The sequence below is a fragment of the Kitasatospora sp. NPDC058046 genome, assembly GCF_042885595.1.
GTDB lineage: Bacteria > Actinomycetota > Actinomycetes > Streptomycetales > Streptomycetaceae > Kitasatospora.
This window is the reverse complement of record NZ_JBHVRS010000009.1, coordinates 1-16,943: the sequence shown is the minus strand read 5'-3', so window position 1 is coordinate 16,943 and position 16,943 is coordinate 1. Positions and strand designations below refer to the sequence as shown.

16 protein-coding genes are annotated in these 16,943 nt (G+C 73.2%); 12 read left to right on the top strand and 4 right to left on the bottom strand.

Going from position 1 to position 16,943, the window contains the following annotated elements:
• The first annotated feature begins 25 nt into the window (after nt 1–25).
• The 4 genes from ACFVU7_RS19640 to ACFVU7_RS19625 all read left to right on the top strand — a co-directional run bounded on the left by ACFVU7_RS19640 (nt 26) and on the right by ACFVU7_RS19625 (nt 4,117).
• Nucleotides 26–973: an ABC transporter ATP-binding protein gene (locus tag ACFVU7_RS19640; protein WP_049650853.1), complete on the top strand. Its 948-nt coding sequence runs from the start codon at nt 26–28 to the stop codon at nt 971–973.
• Nucleotides 966–1,763 carry an ABC transporter ATP-binding protein gene (locus ACFVU7_RS19635; protein WP_049650845.1) on the top strand — a complete coding sequence of 266 codons (798 nt, stop codon included), beginning with the start codon at nt 966–968 and terminating at the stop codon, nt 1,761–1,763. Before ACFVU7_RS19640 ends, ACFVU7_RS19635 begins: the two co-directional genes overlap by 8 nt.
• A gap of 122 nt (nt 1,764–1,885) precedes the next feature.
• The gene (locus ACFVU7_RS19630; RefSeq protein WP_388046151.1) at nt 1,886–2,809 is read left to right on the top strand and encodes a DUF4436 family protein; all 924 of its coding nucleotides are present in this window, start codon (nt 1,886–1,888) and stop codon (nt 2,807–2,809) included.
• A 126-nt stretch (nt 2,810–2,935) separates the two neighbouring features.
• A complete protein-coding gene (locus ACFVU7_RS19625) occupies nt 2,936–4,117 on the top strand; it encodes an agmatine deiminase family protein (RefSeq protein ID WP_388046149.1) in 1,182 nt (393 codons plus the stop codon).
• Nucleotides 4,118–4,140: 23 nt separating this feature from the next.
• Here the strand turns inward: ACFVU7_RS19625 and ACFVU7_RS19620 are convergent, their stop codons facing one another.
• On the bottom strand, nt 4,141–4,797 hold the full coding sequence (locus tag ACFVU7_RS19620) for a TetR/AcrR family transcriptional regulator (protein ID WP_159028415.1): 657 nt from the start codon (nt 4,795–4,797) through the stop codon (nt 4,141–4,143).
• 142 nt (nt 4,798–4,939) lie between these two features.
• On the opposite strand from ACFVU7_RS19620, the gene ACFVU7_RS19615 reads away from it, so the two are divergent.
• Nucleotides 4,940–6,118: an agmatine deiminase family protein gene (locus ACFVU7_RS19615; protein WP_388046148.1), complete on the top strand. Its 1,179-nt coding sequence runs from the start codon at nt 4,940–4,942 to the stop codon at nt 6,116–6,118.
• Between the two features lie 87 nt (nt 6,119–6,205).
• Here the strand turns inward: ACFVU7_RS19615 and ACFVU7_RS19610 are convergent, their stop codons facing one another.
• From ACFVU7_RS19610 to ACFVU7_RS19600, 3 genes are all read right to left on the bottom strand, one after another.
• Nucleotides 6,206–7,369 carry an agmatine/peptidylarginine deiminase gene (locus tag ACFVU7_RS19610; protein WP_074004639.1) on the bottom strand — a complete coding sequence of 388 codons (1,164 nt, stop codon included), beginning with the start codon at nt 7,367–7,369 and terminating at the stop codon, nt 6,206–6,208.
• A 59-nt stretch (nt 7,370–7,428) separates the two neighbouring features.
• Nucleotides 7,429–8,466, bottom strand: coding sequence for an agmatine/peptidylarginine deiminase (locus ACFVU7_RS19605; RefSeq protein ID WP_049650855.1), 1,038 nt, complete (start codon nt 8,464–8,466; stop codon nt 7,429–7,431).
• 227 nt (nt 8,467–8,693) lie between these two features.
• Nucleotides 8,694–9,272 carry a TetR/AcrR family transcriptional regulator gene (locus ACFVU7_RS19600; RefSeq protein ID WP_049650856.1) on the bottom strand — a complete coding sequence of 193 codons (579 nt, stop codon included), beginning with the start codon at nt 9,270–9,272 and terminating at the stop codon, nt 8,694–8,696.
• Between the two features lie 143 nt (nt 9,273–9,415).
• Here ACFVU7_RS19600 and ACFVU7_RS19595 point away from each other — a divergent pair, with 143 nt between their 5' ends.
• The 7 genes from ACFVU7_RS19595 (at nt 9,416) to ACFVU7_RS19565 (ending at nt 16,359) form a co-directional block, all read left to right on the top strand.
• Nucleotides 9,416–9,976 (top strand): RNA polymerase sigma factor, encoded by a 561-nt coding sequence (locus tag ACFVU7_RS19595; protein ID WP_181970890.1) that lies wholly within the window; start codon nt 9,416–9,418, stop codon nt 9,974–9,976.
• On the top strand, nt 9,973–10,800 hold the full coding sequence (locus tag ACFVU7_RS19590) for a zf-HC2 domain-containing protein (protein WP_380741420.1): 828 nt from the start codon (nt 9,973–9,975) through the stop codon (nt 10,798–10,800). Before ACFVU7_RS19595 ends, ACFVU7_RS19590 begins: the two co-directional genes overlap by 4 nt.
• Before the next feature lie 41 nt (nt 10,801–10,841).
• Nucleotides 10,842–11,651 carry an ABC transporter ATP-binding protein gene (locus ACFVU7_RS19585; RefSeq protein WP_117492847.1) on the top strand — a complete coding sequence of 270 codons (810 nt, stop codon included), beginning with the start codon at nt 10,842–10,844 and terminating at the stop codon, nt 11,649–11,651.
• On the top strand, nt 11,648–13,048 hold the full coding sequence (locus tag ACFVU7_RS19580) for a hypothetical protein (RefSeq protein ID WP_388046145.1): 1,401 nt from the start codon (nt 11,648–11,650) through the stop codon (nt 13,046–13,048). Before ACFVU7_RS19585 ends, ACFVU7_RS19580 begins: the two co-directional genes overlap by 4 nt.
• The gene (locus ACFVU7_RS19575; protein ID WP_388046143.1) at nt 13,045–13,635 is read left to right on the top strand and encodes a hypothetical protein; all 591 of its coding nucleotides are present in this window, start codon (nt 13,045–13,047) and stop codon (nt 13,633–13,635) included. Before ACFVU7_RS19580 ends, ACFVU7_RS19575 begins: the two co-directional genes overlap by 4 nt.
• 217 nt (nt 13,636–13,852) lie before the next feature.
• Complete coding sequence (locus ACFVU7_RS19570) at nt 13,853–15,223, top strand: (5-formylfuran-3-yl)methyl phosphate synthase (protein WP_380780242.1); 1,371 nt, start codon at nt 13,853–13,855, stop codon at nt 15,221–15,223.
• A 146-nt stretch (nt 15,224–15,369) separates the two neighbouring features.
• Nucleotides 15,370–16,359, top strand: a complete 990-nt coding sequence (locus ACFVU7_RS19565) for a phospholipase D (RefSeq protein ID WP_049650863.1) — start codon at nt 15,370–15,372, stop codon at nt 16,357–16,359.
• The last annotated feature ends 584 nt before the right edge of the window (nt 16,360–16,943 follow it).

Sequence of the window (16,943 nt, the reverse complement as noted above, 5' to 3'; positions counted from 1 at the left end):
GCGCAGCCCCGAACCGGAGGACCGCGTGAACGCCCTCGACATCCGGGGCCTGCGGCTCCGCCTGCCCGGCACCGCCCGGCCCGTCCTCGACGGGGTCGACCTCGCCGTGGGCCCCGGGGAGACCGTGGCCCTGGTCGGCGAGTCCGGCTCCGGCAAGAGCCTCACCTCCCGCAGCGCCCTCGGCCTGCTGCCGCCCGGCGCCACCGCCGAGGGCAGCGTCCTGGTCGACGGCGAGGACGTCCTGACGATGGGCCCCGACCGGCTGCGCGCCCTGCGCACCGGCCGGGCCGCCATGGTCTTCCAGGACCCCAGGGCCGCGATCAACCCGCTGCGCCGCGTCGGCGACTTCCTCACCGAGGGCGTCCGCCTCGGCGGCCGGACGAGCCGGGAGGACGCCGAGCGGCGCGCGGTCGAACTGCTCGACGCCGTGGGCCTCGGCCCGGAACTGCTGCGCCGCTACCCCGGCCAGCTGTCCGGCGGCATGCTCCAACGCGTCATGATCGCCGCCGCGCTGATGGGCGACCCGGTCCTGCTGCTCGCCGACGAGCCCACCACCGCGCTCGACGTCACCAGCCAGGCCGAGGTGGTCGCGCTCCTCGACCGGCTGCGCCAACGCTTCGGCACCGGCCTGCTGTTCGTCACCCACGACCTCGGCCTCGCCGCCGCCATCAGCGACCGGGTCCACGTCATGTACGCCGGGCGGATCGTCGAGAGCGGCCCCGCCGAGGCGCTCTTCGCCCGGCCCCGCCACCCCTACACCGCCGCGCTGCTGGCCGCCACCCCGGGGCTGGACTCCGGGAGCGGCCGACTCGCCGCCATCGACGGCCAACCACCGGACCTGCGCGAGGAGTTGACGGGCTGCGCGTTCGCCCCCCGGTGCCCCCGGGCGACCGTCCTGTGCCGCGAGGAGACCCCGGCGCCGGGCCCGGTCGCCTGCCACCACCCGCTCGAAGGGAGCCGCGCCGATGCCTGAGGCCGTACTGGAGGTCACCGGACTGTGCCGGACCTTCGGCACCGTACGGGCGGTGGACGACGTCTCCTTCACCCTCCCGGCCGGCGGATCGCTCGGCATCGTGGGCGAGTCCGGCTCCGGCAAGACGACCACCGCCCGGATCGTCGTCGGCCTCGAACAGGCCGACGAGGGGCGGGTCGCCGTCCGGGGCCGGGCCCGCGCCGGCCGGGTGCGGGGGAGGGCCGGGCGGCTGGCCCGCGCCCGTGAGGTCCAGATGGTCTTCCAGGACCCGTACCTCTCCCTGGACCCGCGCACCAGCGTCGAGGCCGTGCTCCGCGAGACCCTGCGGCTGCACTTCCCCGGCACCGACCACGCGGCCCGGATCCGCGAACTCCTCGACCAGGTCGGCCTCGGCAGCCGGGCGGCCGACGCGCTGCCCCGGCAGCTCTCCGGCGGCCAGCGCCAACGCGTCGCCATCGCACGGGCGTTGGCCGTCCAGCCGGCCGTCCTGGTGCTGGACGAGGCGGTCGCCGCGCTGGACGTCTCCGTGCAGGCACAGGTCCTCAACCTGCTCGCCGACATCCGCGAACGGACCGGCATCGGCTACCTGTTCATCACCCACGACCTCGGCGTCGTCCGCTGCGTCACCGACGAGGTCGTCGTGATGCGCCACGGACGGATCGTCGAATCCGGCCCCACCGCCCATGTCCTGGACTCCCCGCAGCACGCCTACACCCGGCTGCTGCTGGAGTCCGTCCCCCGGCCCGGCTGGGATCCCGACCGGATCGCCGCCGCGCGCCGCGCCTTGTAAGACGGCTCCGGCCCGGCAGGTGGTGGGACCTGCCGGGCCGGAGCGACCGAGCAACACCGGCGGGCGACGCCGGGCGGCAGCGACCCTGCCGGCCCGGCGCCACCGCCGCAGGAAGGACGACCGTGCAGGTCACCACCGACGACACCAGCGCGACCGACCGGGCCGCGCACCGATCCCCCCGCCGCCGTTGGCGGTTCGCCGCCGTCCTGGCGGTGGTCGTCACCCTCTGCGGGTCGGGCATCGGGCTGTACCTCAACGAGCGCGACACCCGCGAACAGACCAGGGAGCTGGCGGTCCCCGCGACGCCCGACTGGATCGAACTGGACGTCACCGCCCAGGACGTGGACCCGACCGCCCAGCAGCTGACCCTCTACGTCACGCCCGTCCCGCACGGCAGGTTCGCCGCCGGGCCGGACTCCCAGACCTTCGCCCGCCCCGTCGAGATCACCGTCACCGGCACCCCCAGGGTGACCATCCGGGCGGCCGAGGGGGAGGCCGCGGCGTCCCAGCTCGTCCAGGTGGGGACGTACGACGGCACCAAGACGGACTACCCGTTCGACCGCTACCGCGCCGAGGCCGGCTTCACCGCCACCAGCGGGGGCGCGGCCGTGCCGGTCGGCCTGGTCCTCACCGACACCGACCCGTTCTTCGTACTGCGCCCGCAGGCCACCACCGCGAGCTCCGGCGCCGTGACCCTGGATACGCGGATCACCCGGTCCCGCAGCACCTTCATCCTCTCCTGGTTCATGATCGCGGCCATGTGGGCCATCGCCCTGGCCGTCCTCGGCGCCGCCGAGGTGCTGTACCGCAAGCGCGAGGGGCTGGTCTGGCCCTCCCTGGGCTGGATGGCGGCGAGCCTGTTCGCCCTGATCGGCATGCGCAACGCGGCCCCCGGGGCGCCGCCGATCGGATCCCTGATCGACTACGTGGCGTTCTTCTGGGCCGAGGGCCTCATCGCCGCCAGCCTGGCCTGCACCGCCTGGTCCGGCATCCGCACCGAGCACCGGCTGCGCCGCGAGCGGGAGGCGGTGACCGAGGCGGCGTGAGCCGAGGGGCGGTGAGCGGGGGTGTGAGCGGATTCCCCCGAACGGCGGGTGCGTGCCGCGCCGGAATCTGACCTTCCGATCAGTAGCCTGCGGAGCCGAACCCGACCCCAACCGGAACGAGGCCCCATGGCTCACCCCCGGCCGTCCCGCCGTTCACTCCTGCAGTCCGGGGCCGCGCTCGCCGCGCTGGCCCTGACCGGTGGCTGCTCCTCCGACAGCGGATCGGGGGAGCGGTCCGGTCAGAGCGGTCCGGCCTCGGGGGCGGCCGGGTCGGGGAGCCCGGCGGCCGGCGGGTGGACCATGCCGGCCGAGTCCGGCCCGCACACCCGCACCTTCATGGCCTGGCCGGCACTGGAGGAGGTGTGGGGCGACCAACTGCCGGCCGTCCGGCAGGACATCGCCGGGCTGGCCCAGGCCATCGCCGGCTTCGAGCCTGTCGTCCTGCTGGCCCGCCCCGACCAGGCCGACCAGGCCCGGCAGGCCTGCGGCTCCTCGGTCGAGGTACTGGAACTGAAGGTCGACGACCTGTGGGCCCGGGACACCGGCCCGACCTTCGTCACGGGCCCGAAGGGGCTCGCCGGGGTCGACTTCAACTTCAACGGCTGGGGCGGCAAGCAGACCCACGCCAACGACGCCCTGGTCGCCCGCTACCTCCTGGACCACTACGGCATCACCCGCGTCCAGGCGCCGGTCACCGGGGAGGGCGGCGGCATCGAGGTGGACGGCGAGGGCACCCTGATGGCCACCGAGAGCTCCTGGGTCAACGACAACCGCAACCCCGGCAAGTCCCGCGACGAGATCGAGGCGAGCCTCAAGGGCCTGCTCGGCGTCGAGAAGGTGATCTGGTTCAAGGGCGTCGCCGGGCAGGACATCACCGACTGCCACGTCGACGCCCTCGCCCGCTTCGCCGAGCCGGGCACCGTGGTGCTGCACCGGCCCGCCGCCGACACCCCGCCGGACGTCTGGACCACCGCCTCCGCACAGGCCGTCCAGGTGCTCCAGTCCGAGACCGACGCCAAGGGCCGCGCGTTCACCGTGGTCGACCTGCCCGAGCCCGACGTCACCCTGATCCAGGGCGCGGGCAAGGACTTCCTCGCCACCTACATCAACTACTACGTCTGCAACGGCGGCGTCATCGTCCCGCGCTTCGGCGACCAGGCCACCGACGACCGGGCGGCCGGCATCATCGGCGACCTCCACCCGGGGCGCAAGGTCACCCAGGTCGGCATCAACCACATCGCCGCCGGCGGCGGGGGCATCCACTGCGCCACCCAGCAGCAGCCCGTCGCACCCGGCTCCACCGGGTGACGCAGGGGCAGATAGTGGGACCGTCAGGCGCCGGACGGCCGGGCGGCGGCGGAGGAGAGCGAGTCCAGCAGCGTCCGCAGCACCCGCTCGGCGTCCACCGTCCCGTCCAGTGACCCGATGGCGGCGAGCCCGTCCACGGCGGCGGCGAAGGCCTCGCCGAGCGGCACCGGGTCGGCGCCGTCGCCGCGCTCGTCCAGCAGGCAGCGGAACAGGCCGACGAAGGAGGACCGCCAGCGCGCGTACTCGGCCTCCAGGCTGGCGCGGACGCGTTCGTCGTTGAGGGCGAGCCAGTGCAGGGCCGCGTGCAGCCGGGCGAGGTCGGGGCTCTCGGGCCGGGTGAGCAGTGCCAGGACCCGCTCGGAGCGCTCGGCGTAGCCGCCGGGGCCGGCGACCGCCTCCTCCAGCGGCGTGATCCACTCGGGCCGGATGTCCTCGACCACCGCGACGATCAGGTCGGTGCGGTCCGCGAAGTGGTAGTGGCACATCCCGTGCGAGACCCCGCACAGCGCGGCCACGTTGCGGGTGGTGAACCGCCCCGCGCCGTCGCCGGCGAGCAGGGTGCGGGCCGCGGCGATCAGCCGGGCCCGGGTCTGCTCGCCCTTGGCGGAAGCGCGCGTTCGGCCGGTGCCGCCGGGGCCGGGGGCCGTACGCGGGGCTGCGCCCGTCGCCTGTGTCGCCATGGCCGCCACTGTAACGACTGTGGGGGAGCGGCAGGGGCGCATCGGCACCGATCTCTGCGCAAAGTATTGACCGAGCGCTTGGTCAGTTTTACCTTTTCGGTCAACTGCCGCACAGGCAGCGCACTTTGACAGGGAGGTAGTGATGGAGGGCAGCTTCAGATCCCATCCGGCGATCGACGGAGGGCTCGGCCGACGCCGGTTCCTGACGGCCGCCGGGCTCGCTGTCGCGGGCACCGCGCTGACCGCGGCGAGCGGTGGGCAGGCCCGGGCCGCGCAACCCCGCACCACCACCGCGGGCCCGGCCGTCGCCACCGGCCTCCGGGTGCCGCTGGACACCGTCCGGCACACCCGCACCTGGATGGCCTGGCCGGACAGCAGCACCATCTGGCGGAACAAGCTCGGCGGTGTCCAGTCGAACATCGCCCTGATCGCGAAGACCATCGCGAAGTACGAGCCGGTGACCATGTGCGCCAACCCGGCGAGCGTCGCCAAGGCGCGCTCGATGTGCGGTTCGGCCGTCACCGTCATCGGGGACATCCCGGTCGACGACTGCTGGATGCGCGACACCGGTCCGGTCTTCCGCACCGACGGCGCCGGCGGCCTCGACACGATCGGCCTCAACTTCAACGGCTGGGGCAACCACCAGAACCCGCACGGCAACGACGCCCTGGTCGCCGGGCGCGTCGCCGCCTACCTAGGCCTGCCGTTCACCGCCGCCGGGCTGGTCGCCGAGGGCGGCGCCATCGAGACCGACGCGGCCGGCACGCTGATGGCCACCCGGAGCAGCATCCTCAACGCCAACCGCAACCCCGGCATGTCCCAGGCCGCGGTCGAGAGCGCGATGTGCGCGGCCTACGGCGCCAGCACCGTGATCTGGTTCAACGGTGTGGCCGGCCAGGACATCACCGACGACCACGTGGACGCCACCTCCCGCTTCCTCGACGCGGGGACGGCCGTGGTCCAGATGCCGCTGGCGAGCGACACCGACGCCTGGTCGAACGACGCACGGCAGCAGTACCGGATCCTGACCACCACCACCGGTGCCCAGGGCACCCCGTTCGCGGTCAGCCGGATCCAGGGGCCCGACTACAACCTGATCCGCTCGACCGACCCCAACTTCGTCGGCTCCTACGCCAACTACTACCTGTGCAACAACGCGGTGATCGCGGCGCAGTTCGGCGACGCCAAGGCCGACAGCGCCGCCAGGGCGGCCCTCGCCCGGCTGTTCCCCGGCCGCACCGTCGAGCAGCTCAACATCGACTCCCTCGGGGCGGGCGGCGGCGGGATCCACTGCGTCACCCAGCAGCAGCCCGCAGTGTGAACCCGCCGGGGCCGGGTCCGGCCCGCCGACCGGACCCGGCCCCGAACGGAGGCCGGCCCGGGGTTGTCCCCGGCCCGGCCGGTCCGGTCAGCCCAGGGCGGGGATGTCGTGGGTGGCGCAGTGGATGCCGCCACCGCCGGCCGCGATCGCGTCGATCTTGACCGGCACGATCTCGCGGCCCGGGAAGTACTGCTTCATGAGCTGCTGGGCCCGGTCGTCGGCCCTGGCGTCGCCGAACTTCGGCAGGTAGACGCCCTTGGTGCCGATGTAGAAGTTCATGTACGAGGAGACGAAGGCGTCGCCGCGCCCGGTGATCTTGTCGGGGTCGGGCTGCTGGAGCTCCACCACCTGGAGCTTCCGGCCGGTCGCGTCGGTGGCGTCCTTCAGGACGGACCGGGCCTGGTCGGCCGAGCGGGACCAGACGTCCGCCGGGGTGCCGGGGAAGGCCTGGTCGAGCAGGACCACGCCGGGGGCGACGAAGCGGGTCAGGCAGTCGACGTGGGCGTCGGTGATGTCCTTGCCCTTGACGCCCGCCAGCCAGATCACCTTGGTCACGCCGAGGACCTTCTTCAGCTCGGCCTCGACCGCGTCCCGGCTCATGCCCGGGTTGCGGTTGTCGTTGACGACGGAGCTCTCGGTGACCATCAGGGTGCCCTGGCCGTCGGTCTCGAAGGAGCCGCCCTCGGCGACCAGCCGGGTCTCGATCCGCTCGACGCCGTACTTGGCCAGCACCGTCCGGGCGACCTTGGAGTCGTTGCCGCGCTGCTGCTTGCCGCCCCAGCCGTTGAAGTTGAAGTCGACGCCCTTGACCGTGCCGCCCTCCTCGACGAACACCGGCAGGGTGTCCCGGGCCCACAGGTCGTCGACCGCGATCGGGACCACCTCGACCGCCGAGCCGCAGGCCTTCCGGGCGGCGTCCGCCTGCTCGGGCCGGGCCATCAGGACGACGGGTTCGCGGGCGGCGATGGCCTGGGCCAGGCCGGCGACGTCCCGGCGGACGTCCGCGAGCTGGTCGCCCCAGACGTTCTCGGAGGCGGGCCAGGACATCACCGTGCGCAGGTGCTTGTCCCACTCGGCGCCGAAGCGGCGCACACCGGGGGTGCCGCCGGGCCGCGTGGGCGGTACGGCGCCGTCGAGGTCCTTCAGGTCGTTGGGGTCGCAGGCGGTGAGGCCGAGGGTGAGGGCGCCGACTCCGGCGCCGACGCCGGCGAGCCTGCGGATCAGGGTACGGCGGGACAGGGCGTTGGTCATGCGGGAACTCCAGCTGAGGGTCTGAGTGGTGGTGGAGGAGAGTGCGCGGGGCGGCCGGGTTACGGCAGCGGTTCGTGCATGGTCGAGCAGTGGATGCCGCCGCCCCCGGCCATCAGGCGGTCGACGTCGATCTGCACCACCTCACGGCCGGGGAAGGCCGCGGCGAGCGCGTCCCGGGCGGCGGCGTCCTTGTACGCGTCGCCGAACTGGGCGGTGATGACACCCCCGTTGACGACGTGGAAGTTGAGGTAGGAGTCGACGAACTTGGAGCTGCGGGAGCGGACGGTGTCCGGGCCGTGCACCGGGACGACTTGCAGGCGGCGCCCCCGGGCGTCGGTGGCGGCGGAGAGGATCGCGAACTGCTCGCGGGCGTCCCGGGCCCAGGCGTCGTTGCGGTCGGCTGGCGGCAGCTGCACCATCACCGTGCCGGGGCGGACGAACCGGGAGGTGACGTCCACGTGGTCGTCGGTGATGTCCTGGCCCTTGATCCCGGGCAGCCAGATCATCGTGTCGGCGCCGTAGGCCTCCAGGACGGCCTCCTCGATCTCGTCCCGGCTCATGCCGCGGTTGCGGTTCTTGTTCACCAGGCTGCTCTCGGTGGCCATCACGGTGCCGTCGCCGTCGGTCTCGATCGCGCCGCCCTCGCCGACGAAGTCCGCGAAGGTGTGGCGCAGGCCGCGGCGGGTGGCGACGAGCTCGGCGACCCGGGCGTCGTCGTGGTGCACCTGCTTGTTGCCCCAGCCGTTGAAGTTGAGGACCACGGCGTCCAGGCCGCCGTACCCGTCCCGGCGGAACACCGGCGCGGTGTCGCGCATCCACAGGTCGTCGGTGGGGATCGCGGTGATCACCTCGACTCCGGAGCCGCACCAGGACTGGGCCTTGCCCGCCGTCCAGTCGTCGGGGGCGCACATCACCACCGGCTCGAACTCGGCGATCGTGCGGGCGATCAGGGCGATGTCCTCCTGGACGCCGCCCAGCCGCAGTCCCCACACGCCCCGGCGGGAGGGCCAGGACATCCAGGTCCGCGCGTGCGGGACGTCGTCCGCCGGCACCCAGGGGTAGGGCTCGGTGGAGCGGTCATCGCGGTAGTGGGTCATGAGGGCCTCCAGATCGTGCGACGGTGCCGGGAGGGGTGCCGGGGGCCGCCGACTCCACTCTTCGCGCCGCGCCGGGGCGGCGCACGTGGGGACGGACGGGCGGCAGCACCCTGCCGCGGGTTCAGGCTCGCACTGACTGAAAAGTCAGTCAAACTCGCGGTCATGCCCTAACGCATCCTTGACGGGCTCCGTGCGCAGAGTGAGGCCCCCCGTGCGGTCCGTACGGATCAGGACCCGAGCCGGGCCACCTCGGCGTCGACCGCGTCGGCCATGAGCGTGCGGGCGTGCGCCAGCGGCAGGCTGCCGCTCAGCCAGCGCGTGCTCAGCCCCTCCAGCAGCGCGGTCAGCCGCTCCGCCGCCCCGGCCAGCGCGACCGCCGAGGACATCGGCCGTACGGTGCCGAGCAGTTCGGCGACCTCCTGCACCCAGATCCGGGTGGCCCGCGCCAGGTCCTCGCGCAGCGTCTCGTCGAACACCGCGCTCGCCCGCAGCTCGCCCCAGGCGGTGCTGTTCTCCCGCACCTCGGCGGTGTCCTGGAGCTCCAGCAGCAGGGTCTGCTCCAGCTCCTCGCGGGGCGTCAGCGGCGGGGCGTCCTCGGCGCGCTCGGTCGTGTACCGCTCCGCCCGGTCGTTGATGAACTCCATCGTCTGCCGGAGGATCCCCGTCCGGTCCTTGAAGTGGTAGTAGATCAGCGCGGTGGACACGCCCGCCTCGGCGGCGAGCTCCTCCACCCGCAGCCCGCGCACCCCGCGTCGCGCGATCACCCGCGCCGCTGCTTCCAAGATCGACGTTTTACGACTGGCCACGATCCACCACCTTACCGGGGCGCGGGCGCCGGCCCCGTGCGGTTGCTGAAAGGCCGGTCAGCGAGGTCGGTCGATTCCCCCCGGCTGTGACGCAGGTCACCTCCAGGGAAGAACCTGCACGCCGCATCGGGCGTCTGGCTGGTGTGAGATCACGCAGGAGAACACTGGACGACCTGGACGAGGAACGCCTCCTCCGGCTGGTGGCCAAGGGCGACCGCGGGGCCTTCGACGAGCTGTACCGGCGGACGTCGCCCTGGCTCGCCGTGCGGCTGCGCCGCCGCTGCGCGGACGAGCAGATCGTCGCCGAAGTCATGCAGGAGACCTACCTCGCGGTCTGGCGCGCCGCCGGCGCGTTCGCCGGCAGCGCGGTCGGCGGGACGGCCGTCGGCTGGCTGTGGACGATCGCGGCGCGCCGCCTCGTCGACGCGTTCCGGCGCCGGGCCCACCACGCCGAACCGCCGGTCGCCGCCGCCGAGCGCGCGGTGGTGCCCGCGGCGGAGGAGGAGGCGCTCGCCGGCACCGTCGGCGGCGACGTCGGGGACGCCCTGCGCCGGCTGGCGCCGGAACTCCGAGAGGTACTGCAGGCCACGGTGCTCGACGGGCTCTCCGTCCGGGAGACCGCCGTCCTGCTCAGACTGCCCGAAGGCACGGTCAAGACCCGTGCCCGTCGGGCCCGGATCGCGATGCGGGAGGCGCTGGCATGAGTGGGGAACACGCGACCAGGCAGTTGATCGACGACTACGCACGTGGCGTCACGACGATGGCGGCGGACACGGTCTGGGCGCTGGAGGCCCACCTGGAGACGTGCGCGCCCTGCCGGAGCCTGCTGGCGGCCTCCGTCGCCACCGGGGCACCCGACATCGCCGCGCTCGTCGACACCGTCCGGGCCGGCCTGGAACCGCGGTTGGACGCGGTGGGCGCGGTGCCCCCGCGGTGGCGCCGGCCGAGGTGGGTGTCGTCCTGGCTGACGCCGGCCATGACCCCGTGGCTGGCCATGACCGCCGTCGTCACCCTGGTGGCGCTGCTGCTCGACGCGGCCGCCCCGGCGGAGGTCTTCGGCAGCTCCTCACCGGTGTCGCTGATCGCGCCGGTGCTGCCGCTGTGCGGCGTCGCCGCGTCCTGGTCCAGCGGCCTGGACCCGGCCCACGAACTGACCGCCTCCACCGCCCGGGCCGGCCTGCCCCTGCTGCTCAGGCGCACCACCTCGGTCCTCGTGGTGGTCCTGCCCGTCCTCCTGCTGGGGGGATGGCTGACCGGGAGCACGACGGCCGCGCAGTGGCTGCTGCCCTCCCTGGCCTTCACCTCCACCGCCCTGGCGCTGGGCAGCGTGGTCGGGGTGACCCGTGCCGCCCTCGGGCTGGCGGCCGGGTGGGGCCTCGTCGTCGTGGCCCCCACCTCGATCACCGGCCGGGTCCCCGCCTTCCTTCAACTGGCCCTGCAACGCGACCAGTTGCCCGTCTGGGGGCTGCTCCTCGCGCTCGGCGTCTGCGCCGTGATCGCCCGCCGGGACACGTACTCGACGCTGTGAAACCCATGTCCACCCTGTCCACCCTCGAAAGGGACCATCGCATGACGCATACGGCGAGCGCGGCCGACACCGCGCCGAAGACCTACCCCTGGGAGATCCGGGCCAGCGGCCTGAAGGTCCGCGTCGGACGGAGCAAGATGGCCGTCGACGGCCTCGACCTCTCGCTGGGCATCGGTGCCCACGGCCTCCTCGGGCCCAACGGAGCGGGCAAGACCACCCTGATCCGGACACTGGCCACCGTGCTGCGCCCCACCGAGGGCGAGCTGGAGATGCTCGGCACCTCCCTCGGCAGGGTGGGCGACCACCGGGCCCTGCGCCGCCGCATCGGCTACCTGCCGCAGGACTTCGGCTACTACAAGCGGTTCACCGTACGCGAGTTCGTCGAGTACATGGCCTGGCTGAAGGAGGTCCCGAAGCGGGACGTCCCCGACGCCGTCCAGCGCGCCGTCGAACGGGTGGGCCTGGCGGACCGCGCCGACCACCGGATGAAGACCCTGTCCGGCGGCATGGTGCGGCGGGCCGGCATCGCCCAGGCCATCGTCAACTCCCCGGCGGTGCTGCTGCTGGACGAGCCGACGGCCGGCCTCGACCCGGCCCAGCGGCTGCGCTTCCGCGAACTGCTGACCGACCTGGGCCGCGACACCTGCGTGGTCGTCTCCACCCACCTGGTCGAGGACGTCGCGGCCGCCTGCTCCGACGTGGTGCTCTTCGCCGACGGCCGCCTCGTCTTCCAGGGCACGCCGGACGAGCTGGGCGCGGCGGGCAGCGCCGAGCACCCCGGCGACAGCCCCCTGGAGCGCGGCTACTCGGCGCTGCTCCGCACCTCCGGCCAGCAGGGGAGCGCCTGGTGAACGCACGCGTGCTGCGAACCGAGCTGAAGCGCTCGGCCGCCCCCTGGGCCGGAGTCGTCGTCCTGGGCGGCAGCCTGGCGGTCTTCCTCCCGTTCGACGCGTTCTGGTGGCACGGCACCGCGGGGTGGACGGCCCAGTGGACCACCATGGCGTTCTGGACCCGGTCCCTGCTGACCTTCTGGTGGCCCTTCGTGATCGGCGTCGGGGCGGTGTACGGGCTGCGCGAACCCCGCTCGCGGATGACCGAGCTGCTGACGACCACGCCGCGGCCGGCCTGGCGCCGTGCGGCGCTGCCGGCCGGTGCGATCGGGCTCGCGCTGGCGGTGGGCTTCGGCCTGCTGGTCCTGGTGGGCGGAGTCCAGGTGGCGTCCGGTCCGACCACCTACACCCCCCTCGGCTGGCTGCCGATCTCGCTGGTGGCGGCACTGGCCCTGGTCGCGGGCGCCGTGTTCGGCATGGGCGTCGCGCGGGCGCTGCCCTCCGTCCTCACCCCGCCGGCCCTGGTGGTGATCGTCTTCGTGGGGACGGGCCTGTTCCTGCGGATGAACAACGAAGGGGCGGTACCGACGGGCCGGGTGGCGAACCGGTTCGCCCTGCTGTCCCCGGCGACCCCGGAGCCGCGGCAGATGCTGTTGACCCTGTCCGGCTCCGTCCACCTCGGCCAGACGCTCTGGCTGCTCGGCCTGCTCGCCACCGGCGTCGCGCTGCTGGCGGCCGCGACCCGGCGGGCCCGGCTGCTCGCGGTGACTCCCGCCCTGGCCGGCCTGGTCCTGGCCCTGCTGGTCCTCCCGTCCGCCGCGCGCGACGTCTACGTCGTCGACAAGGCCGCCGCGGCGCTGGTGTGCGACGGGCCGGTGTGCGTGACCCAGGCGAGCCGTTCCCACCTGGCCGAGCTCACCCAGCGCAGCAAGGACGCGCTGCGCGTGCTGCACGAGGTCCTGGGCGACCGGGCGCCGACCTCGGTACGGGAGGACACCGCGCTGCACGAGCTCGCCGAGGCGCGCGAACTCTCCGCGGACGTGCTGCTGGTCGACTTCAGCGAGCGGCTGCTCGCCGACGCGACGGGCGAGCAGCTGACCCGCGCGCTGATCGCCAAGGGTCTGGCACCGAGCTGCTACCCGGACAACGACAAGGAGGGCGGCGGGCACGTCGCCATCCCCGCCCAGAGCATCGCCGTGAGCTGGGCGCTCCACGACCCCCAGCTCCAGCCGCTGGCGCCGAAGGGCACCACCGCGTACGAGGTCGAGACCTGGGCGGCGGCCGACACCGCGTGGCAGAAGCTGACGGCACTGCCGGCGGCGGAGCAGCGCTCGCGGATCGTCGCGCTGCACGCCGCCTCCCTGTCCTGCGCGCGGCAGGACCAGATTCCGGTGCTGGCCGGGGAGGTGTCGCGGTGAGGTGGCTGACGCTGTACGCGCGTTCACGGCAGGTGCCCACGTCGGCGGCCGCGGTCACGCTCACCGCCCTGGTGGTGTGGGCCTTCAACCGGGGCGGCGGCACGGGCGCGGTGGACGCGGACGCGATCAACCCGATCGTGTACTTCGTGCTCGCCGCGGGCGTGGCGGCCGGGTCCGTCGGGCTCGGCGGGCAGGACTCCGCACTGGACCGGACGGCCGCGATCCGGTGGGCGCCCCGCCGGGCGGCGCACGCGCTGCTGATCGGCGTGGTCGTGGGCGCCGCGGTGCTGGCGGTGCAGGCCGCGGGGCCGAGGTTCGCCCCCACCGAGGTCGTCCTCCGGGACACCGCGGGCCTGGCGGGCCTGGCCGCGCTCGGGGCGGTGCTCTGCGGAGCGCACCTCGCCTGGATCCTGCCGATCGGCTGGCTCGGCTTCACCATCCTCGTCCCCCCGCTGCCGCCCACCACCGTGGGGAAGGCGATCGGCTGGATGACCTGTCCGGCCGGGACGGGGGTGTCCACCTGGACCGCGGTGGCCCTGCTGGTGACCGGCGGCGCGCTGTACGCGGTGGCCGGCCCGCGACGGTGACGGGCCCGTGACGGTGACGGGCCCGTGGGCGCCGACGGAGCACCCGGCGGCGCCCGCGGACCGGCCGCGTGCCGGGGCGGCATCGCCGCCTGGTCACCCTGCTGTCAAGTGATCTCACTCCTTCGAGTGAGGATCGGTCGCCGATCGGTCGGTGGAGCACCTCTTGCGGTCAAGACTGACCCCCGAACGAACACAGTCAGTTCTCGGAGGGGGAACGGTGTCGACCATCGGAATGTCCGGCATACCCGGCGAGGTCGGGGCGGATCGACGGCTGCTGGTCAGCGTCTTCGACCCGCAGGAGGCGCGGGAGGCGGTCCTCGGCGGCGCGCGGATCATCGACAGCGAGGACCCGCGCAGCGCGCTCGGCACGATCAAACCGCGCCGGATCATGGACATCGCGGACGCGGTGCTGGCCGCCCGGCGGGACCTCCCGGTCCAGCTGAGCACCAACATCGGCGAGGACCAGCTGCTGTACCGGCGCGCGGAGAACGGTCTGGCCCTGCCCAAGTCGGCGTACGAGCAGGTCGGCAAGGCGGCCCAGGCCGCCCTCGGCGTCGCCCTGGCGATGGGCACCCGGGTGCATCCCTGCGGGATCGTCAAGGTCGGCCTGGACGGCATGCGGACCGGTGAACTGGCCGACGTGCTCGGCGAGATCACGGCGACGCTGCGCCGGACCGACCGGCTGTCGCACACCCGGGTGATGTCCGTCCTGTTCGCGCAGGACCTCGACCTGTGGGACGCCCGCAAGACGCTCCCGCAGGTGCGGCGCGCCCTGGTGGGCCTGCGGGAGTACTACCCGTGCGAGCCGTCCACGCCCGGGGCGTTCGACCTCGCCGAGTACGCGGACGCACTGCTCGACCCGCACGGCGAGCCGCTGTTCGGCGGCCGGCGGCCGGAGCCGGCCGAGCTGAGGGCCTCCGGCGCCCTGCCGACGGGCACGACCGGCGGTTTCGTGGCCGTCAACGAGCCGTTCTCCCAGGCGGGTTACGGTCTCACGACGGCCCGTCGCACCGATCGGGAGGCGATCCGCGCGATGGTCGAGGCCAGCGCGGCGGCCGGCGCCGACGCGATCATGGTGGACACCAGCATCCTGCTGAAGGTCGCCCGGATCGGACTGGTCTCCACCGCCGGCAGCCCGGAGCTCGCCGACCTCGACCGCCACGACACCGACCGGCACGGTCTGGCCAGGGCCGGCATCCTCTCGCTGGAGGAGATCCGGTTCCTCGTGGAGCTGTGCCACGCCCACGGCCTGGAGGCGAACCTGGCCGGTTCGGTGCAGAGCCACCACGCCCAGCAGGTCTGGCGGCTCGTCCCGGAGCTCGACCAGCTCTCCGCCCGCGGTGGCGTCAGCGCCCTGGCCCGCGACCCGTACGGCGGCACCGGCCGTGGTACCCGGCACGAGCGGACCGTGCGCCGCGCCCTCGTGAGCGGGCTGATCCCGCCGGAGCAGGGCGGCCGGCTGGTGCTGCCGCGGCGGATGACGGAGCAGCCCGGGGCGCTCGACGACCTGGCGGGCCTGCTCAAGCGCCACCCCGACCTCGCCGCGTACTCCTCCGACGCTTACGGGGTACTGGCGCCGCTCGGCTGAGCGGTGGCGCCCGCGAGACCGCAGGTATCGCTCATTCACCGTACGGCGACGCGGAGTCGGTGATATCGGTTGTCCGAGTACGTCCGACTACGTCCGAGCACGCGTGAGTACGGACCACTTCGAGCACCAGCGAGAAGGAGCACCTCTTGACCACTCACCACAGGCGCGGTGCCCACCTGCGGACGCTGTCGGCCCTGACGGCGGCGCTGTCCGGGATCGTCGGCGTCACCGCGCTCGGCACCACCCCGGCGGCCGCCGCCGACCAGCGTCACCCGATCTACGCCATCGCGCACCGGGTCGACACGCTGGACGGCGTGGACGCCGCGATCAACCACGGTGCCAACGCCATCGAGATCGACGTCTGCGCCTGGTGGAACCCGAACGAGTGGCGCGCCTACCACGACTGTTCCTCGGCCGGCGAGAACCGGCTCGGCCCCAGCTTCGACAGCATGCTCGACCGCATCCTCTCCAACGCCGACGCGGGCCGCCGGCTGTCGCTGGTCTGGCTGGACATCAAGGACCCCAACTACTGCGGCGAGGAGCCGAACCGCACCTGCAGCGTCGCCGGACTGCGCGACAAGGCCCAGCGGCTGACGGCCGCCGGCATCCAGGTGCTCTACGGCTTCTACGAGTACCACGGCGGCAGCACCCCGGACGTCGGCGGCCGGGGTTGGAAGAGCCTGGAGGGCAGGCTCGGCCCGCTGGAGGGCATCACCACGACCGGCACCCGCGACCAGGTGAACAGCGCCTTCAACCGGTCCGGCTCCGGCTTCCCGGCCGGCCGCCGGGCGATGGACTACGGCGACAGCGACATCACCAAGGGCTTCGGCAACTGCACGGAGGCCACCTACAACACCTGCGCGGAACTGAAGAAGGGAGCCGCCGACCGGTCCGCCGGACGGCTCGCGGCCACCCTGTCCTGGACGACCACCTACAACGACCCGTGGTACGTCGACAAGCTCCTCGGCGACGCCCAGGTGGACGGCATCATCGCCGGCTACGGCGCCTTCACCGGGGTGCGCGAGTACGACAACGGCTGGCAGTGCGCCAACGCCGTCAACCTCGTCCGGGACTGGGTGAACCGCCACAGCGGGACCCACCGCATGGCCACCAGCGGCGACCGCCTGTTCAGGTAGGCGACCGTTCGTCGTGGGTAGGGGGCCCGGCCTCTCTCCCGCGGGCGCCGACCCGGAGCCCGCGGGAGAGAGGGGAGAAGGAGAGGACCGGGGCCGTCCGGACAGGGCATTTTGTCTCGGGCGCCGGGGAGGGGTAGGGTCTCCCAGTCGCTCGACTGGGAGCACCGGACACGTGTCAACGCGGACGGTCCCGGGGCGGCCAATCCTCTGAACCAACACTTCCCGGCTCGGGCTGGGGCAAATCTGTCATGCGCAGGTGCGGCCCAGTCTGTATATGGCGTGTTCGTTTTATCGGATTGCGGCCGGATTCGCTTTTCGAAGTGGAGGTCGGCTAGTGTTTGAAACGTCGGACAGGGCGCCAAGCGCTGGAAGACAACAGCGAGTCGGAAGCAGAAAGCGCCGGTAAACGGAGCGGAAAGCATCTGGTAAGCTGGAAACACGAAAGAACGAAGCCCGGAGGGTCCGCTGGAAGGCGGTCCAAAGGAAGCATCCGTTCCTTGAGAACTCAACAGCGTGCCAAAAGTCAACGCCAGATATGTTGACATCCCCGGCCTCAGGGTTTCCTGGGGTTGGAGATTCCTTTT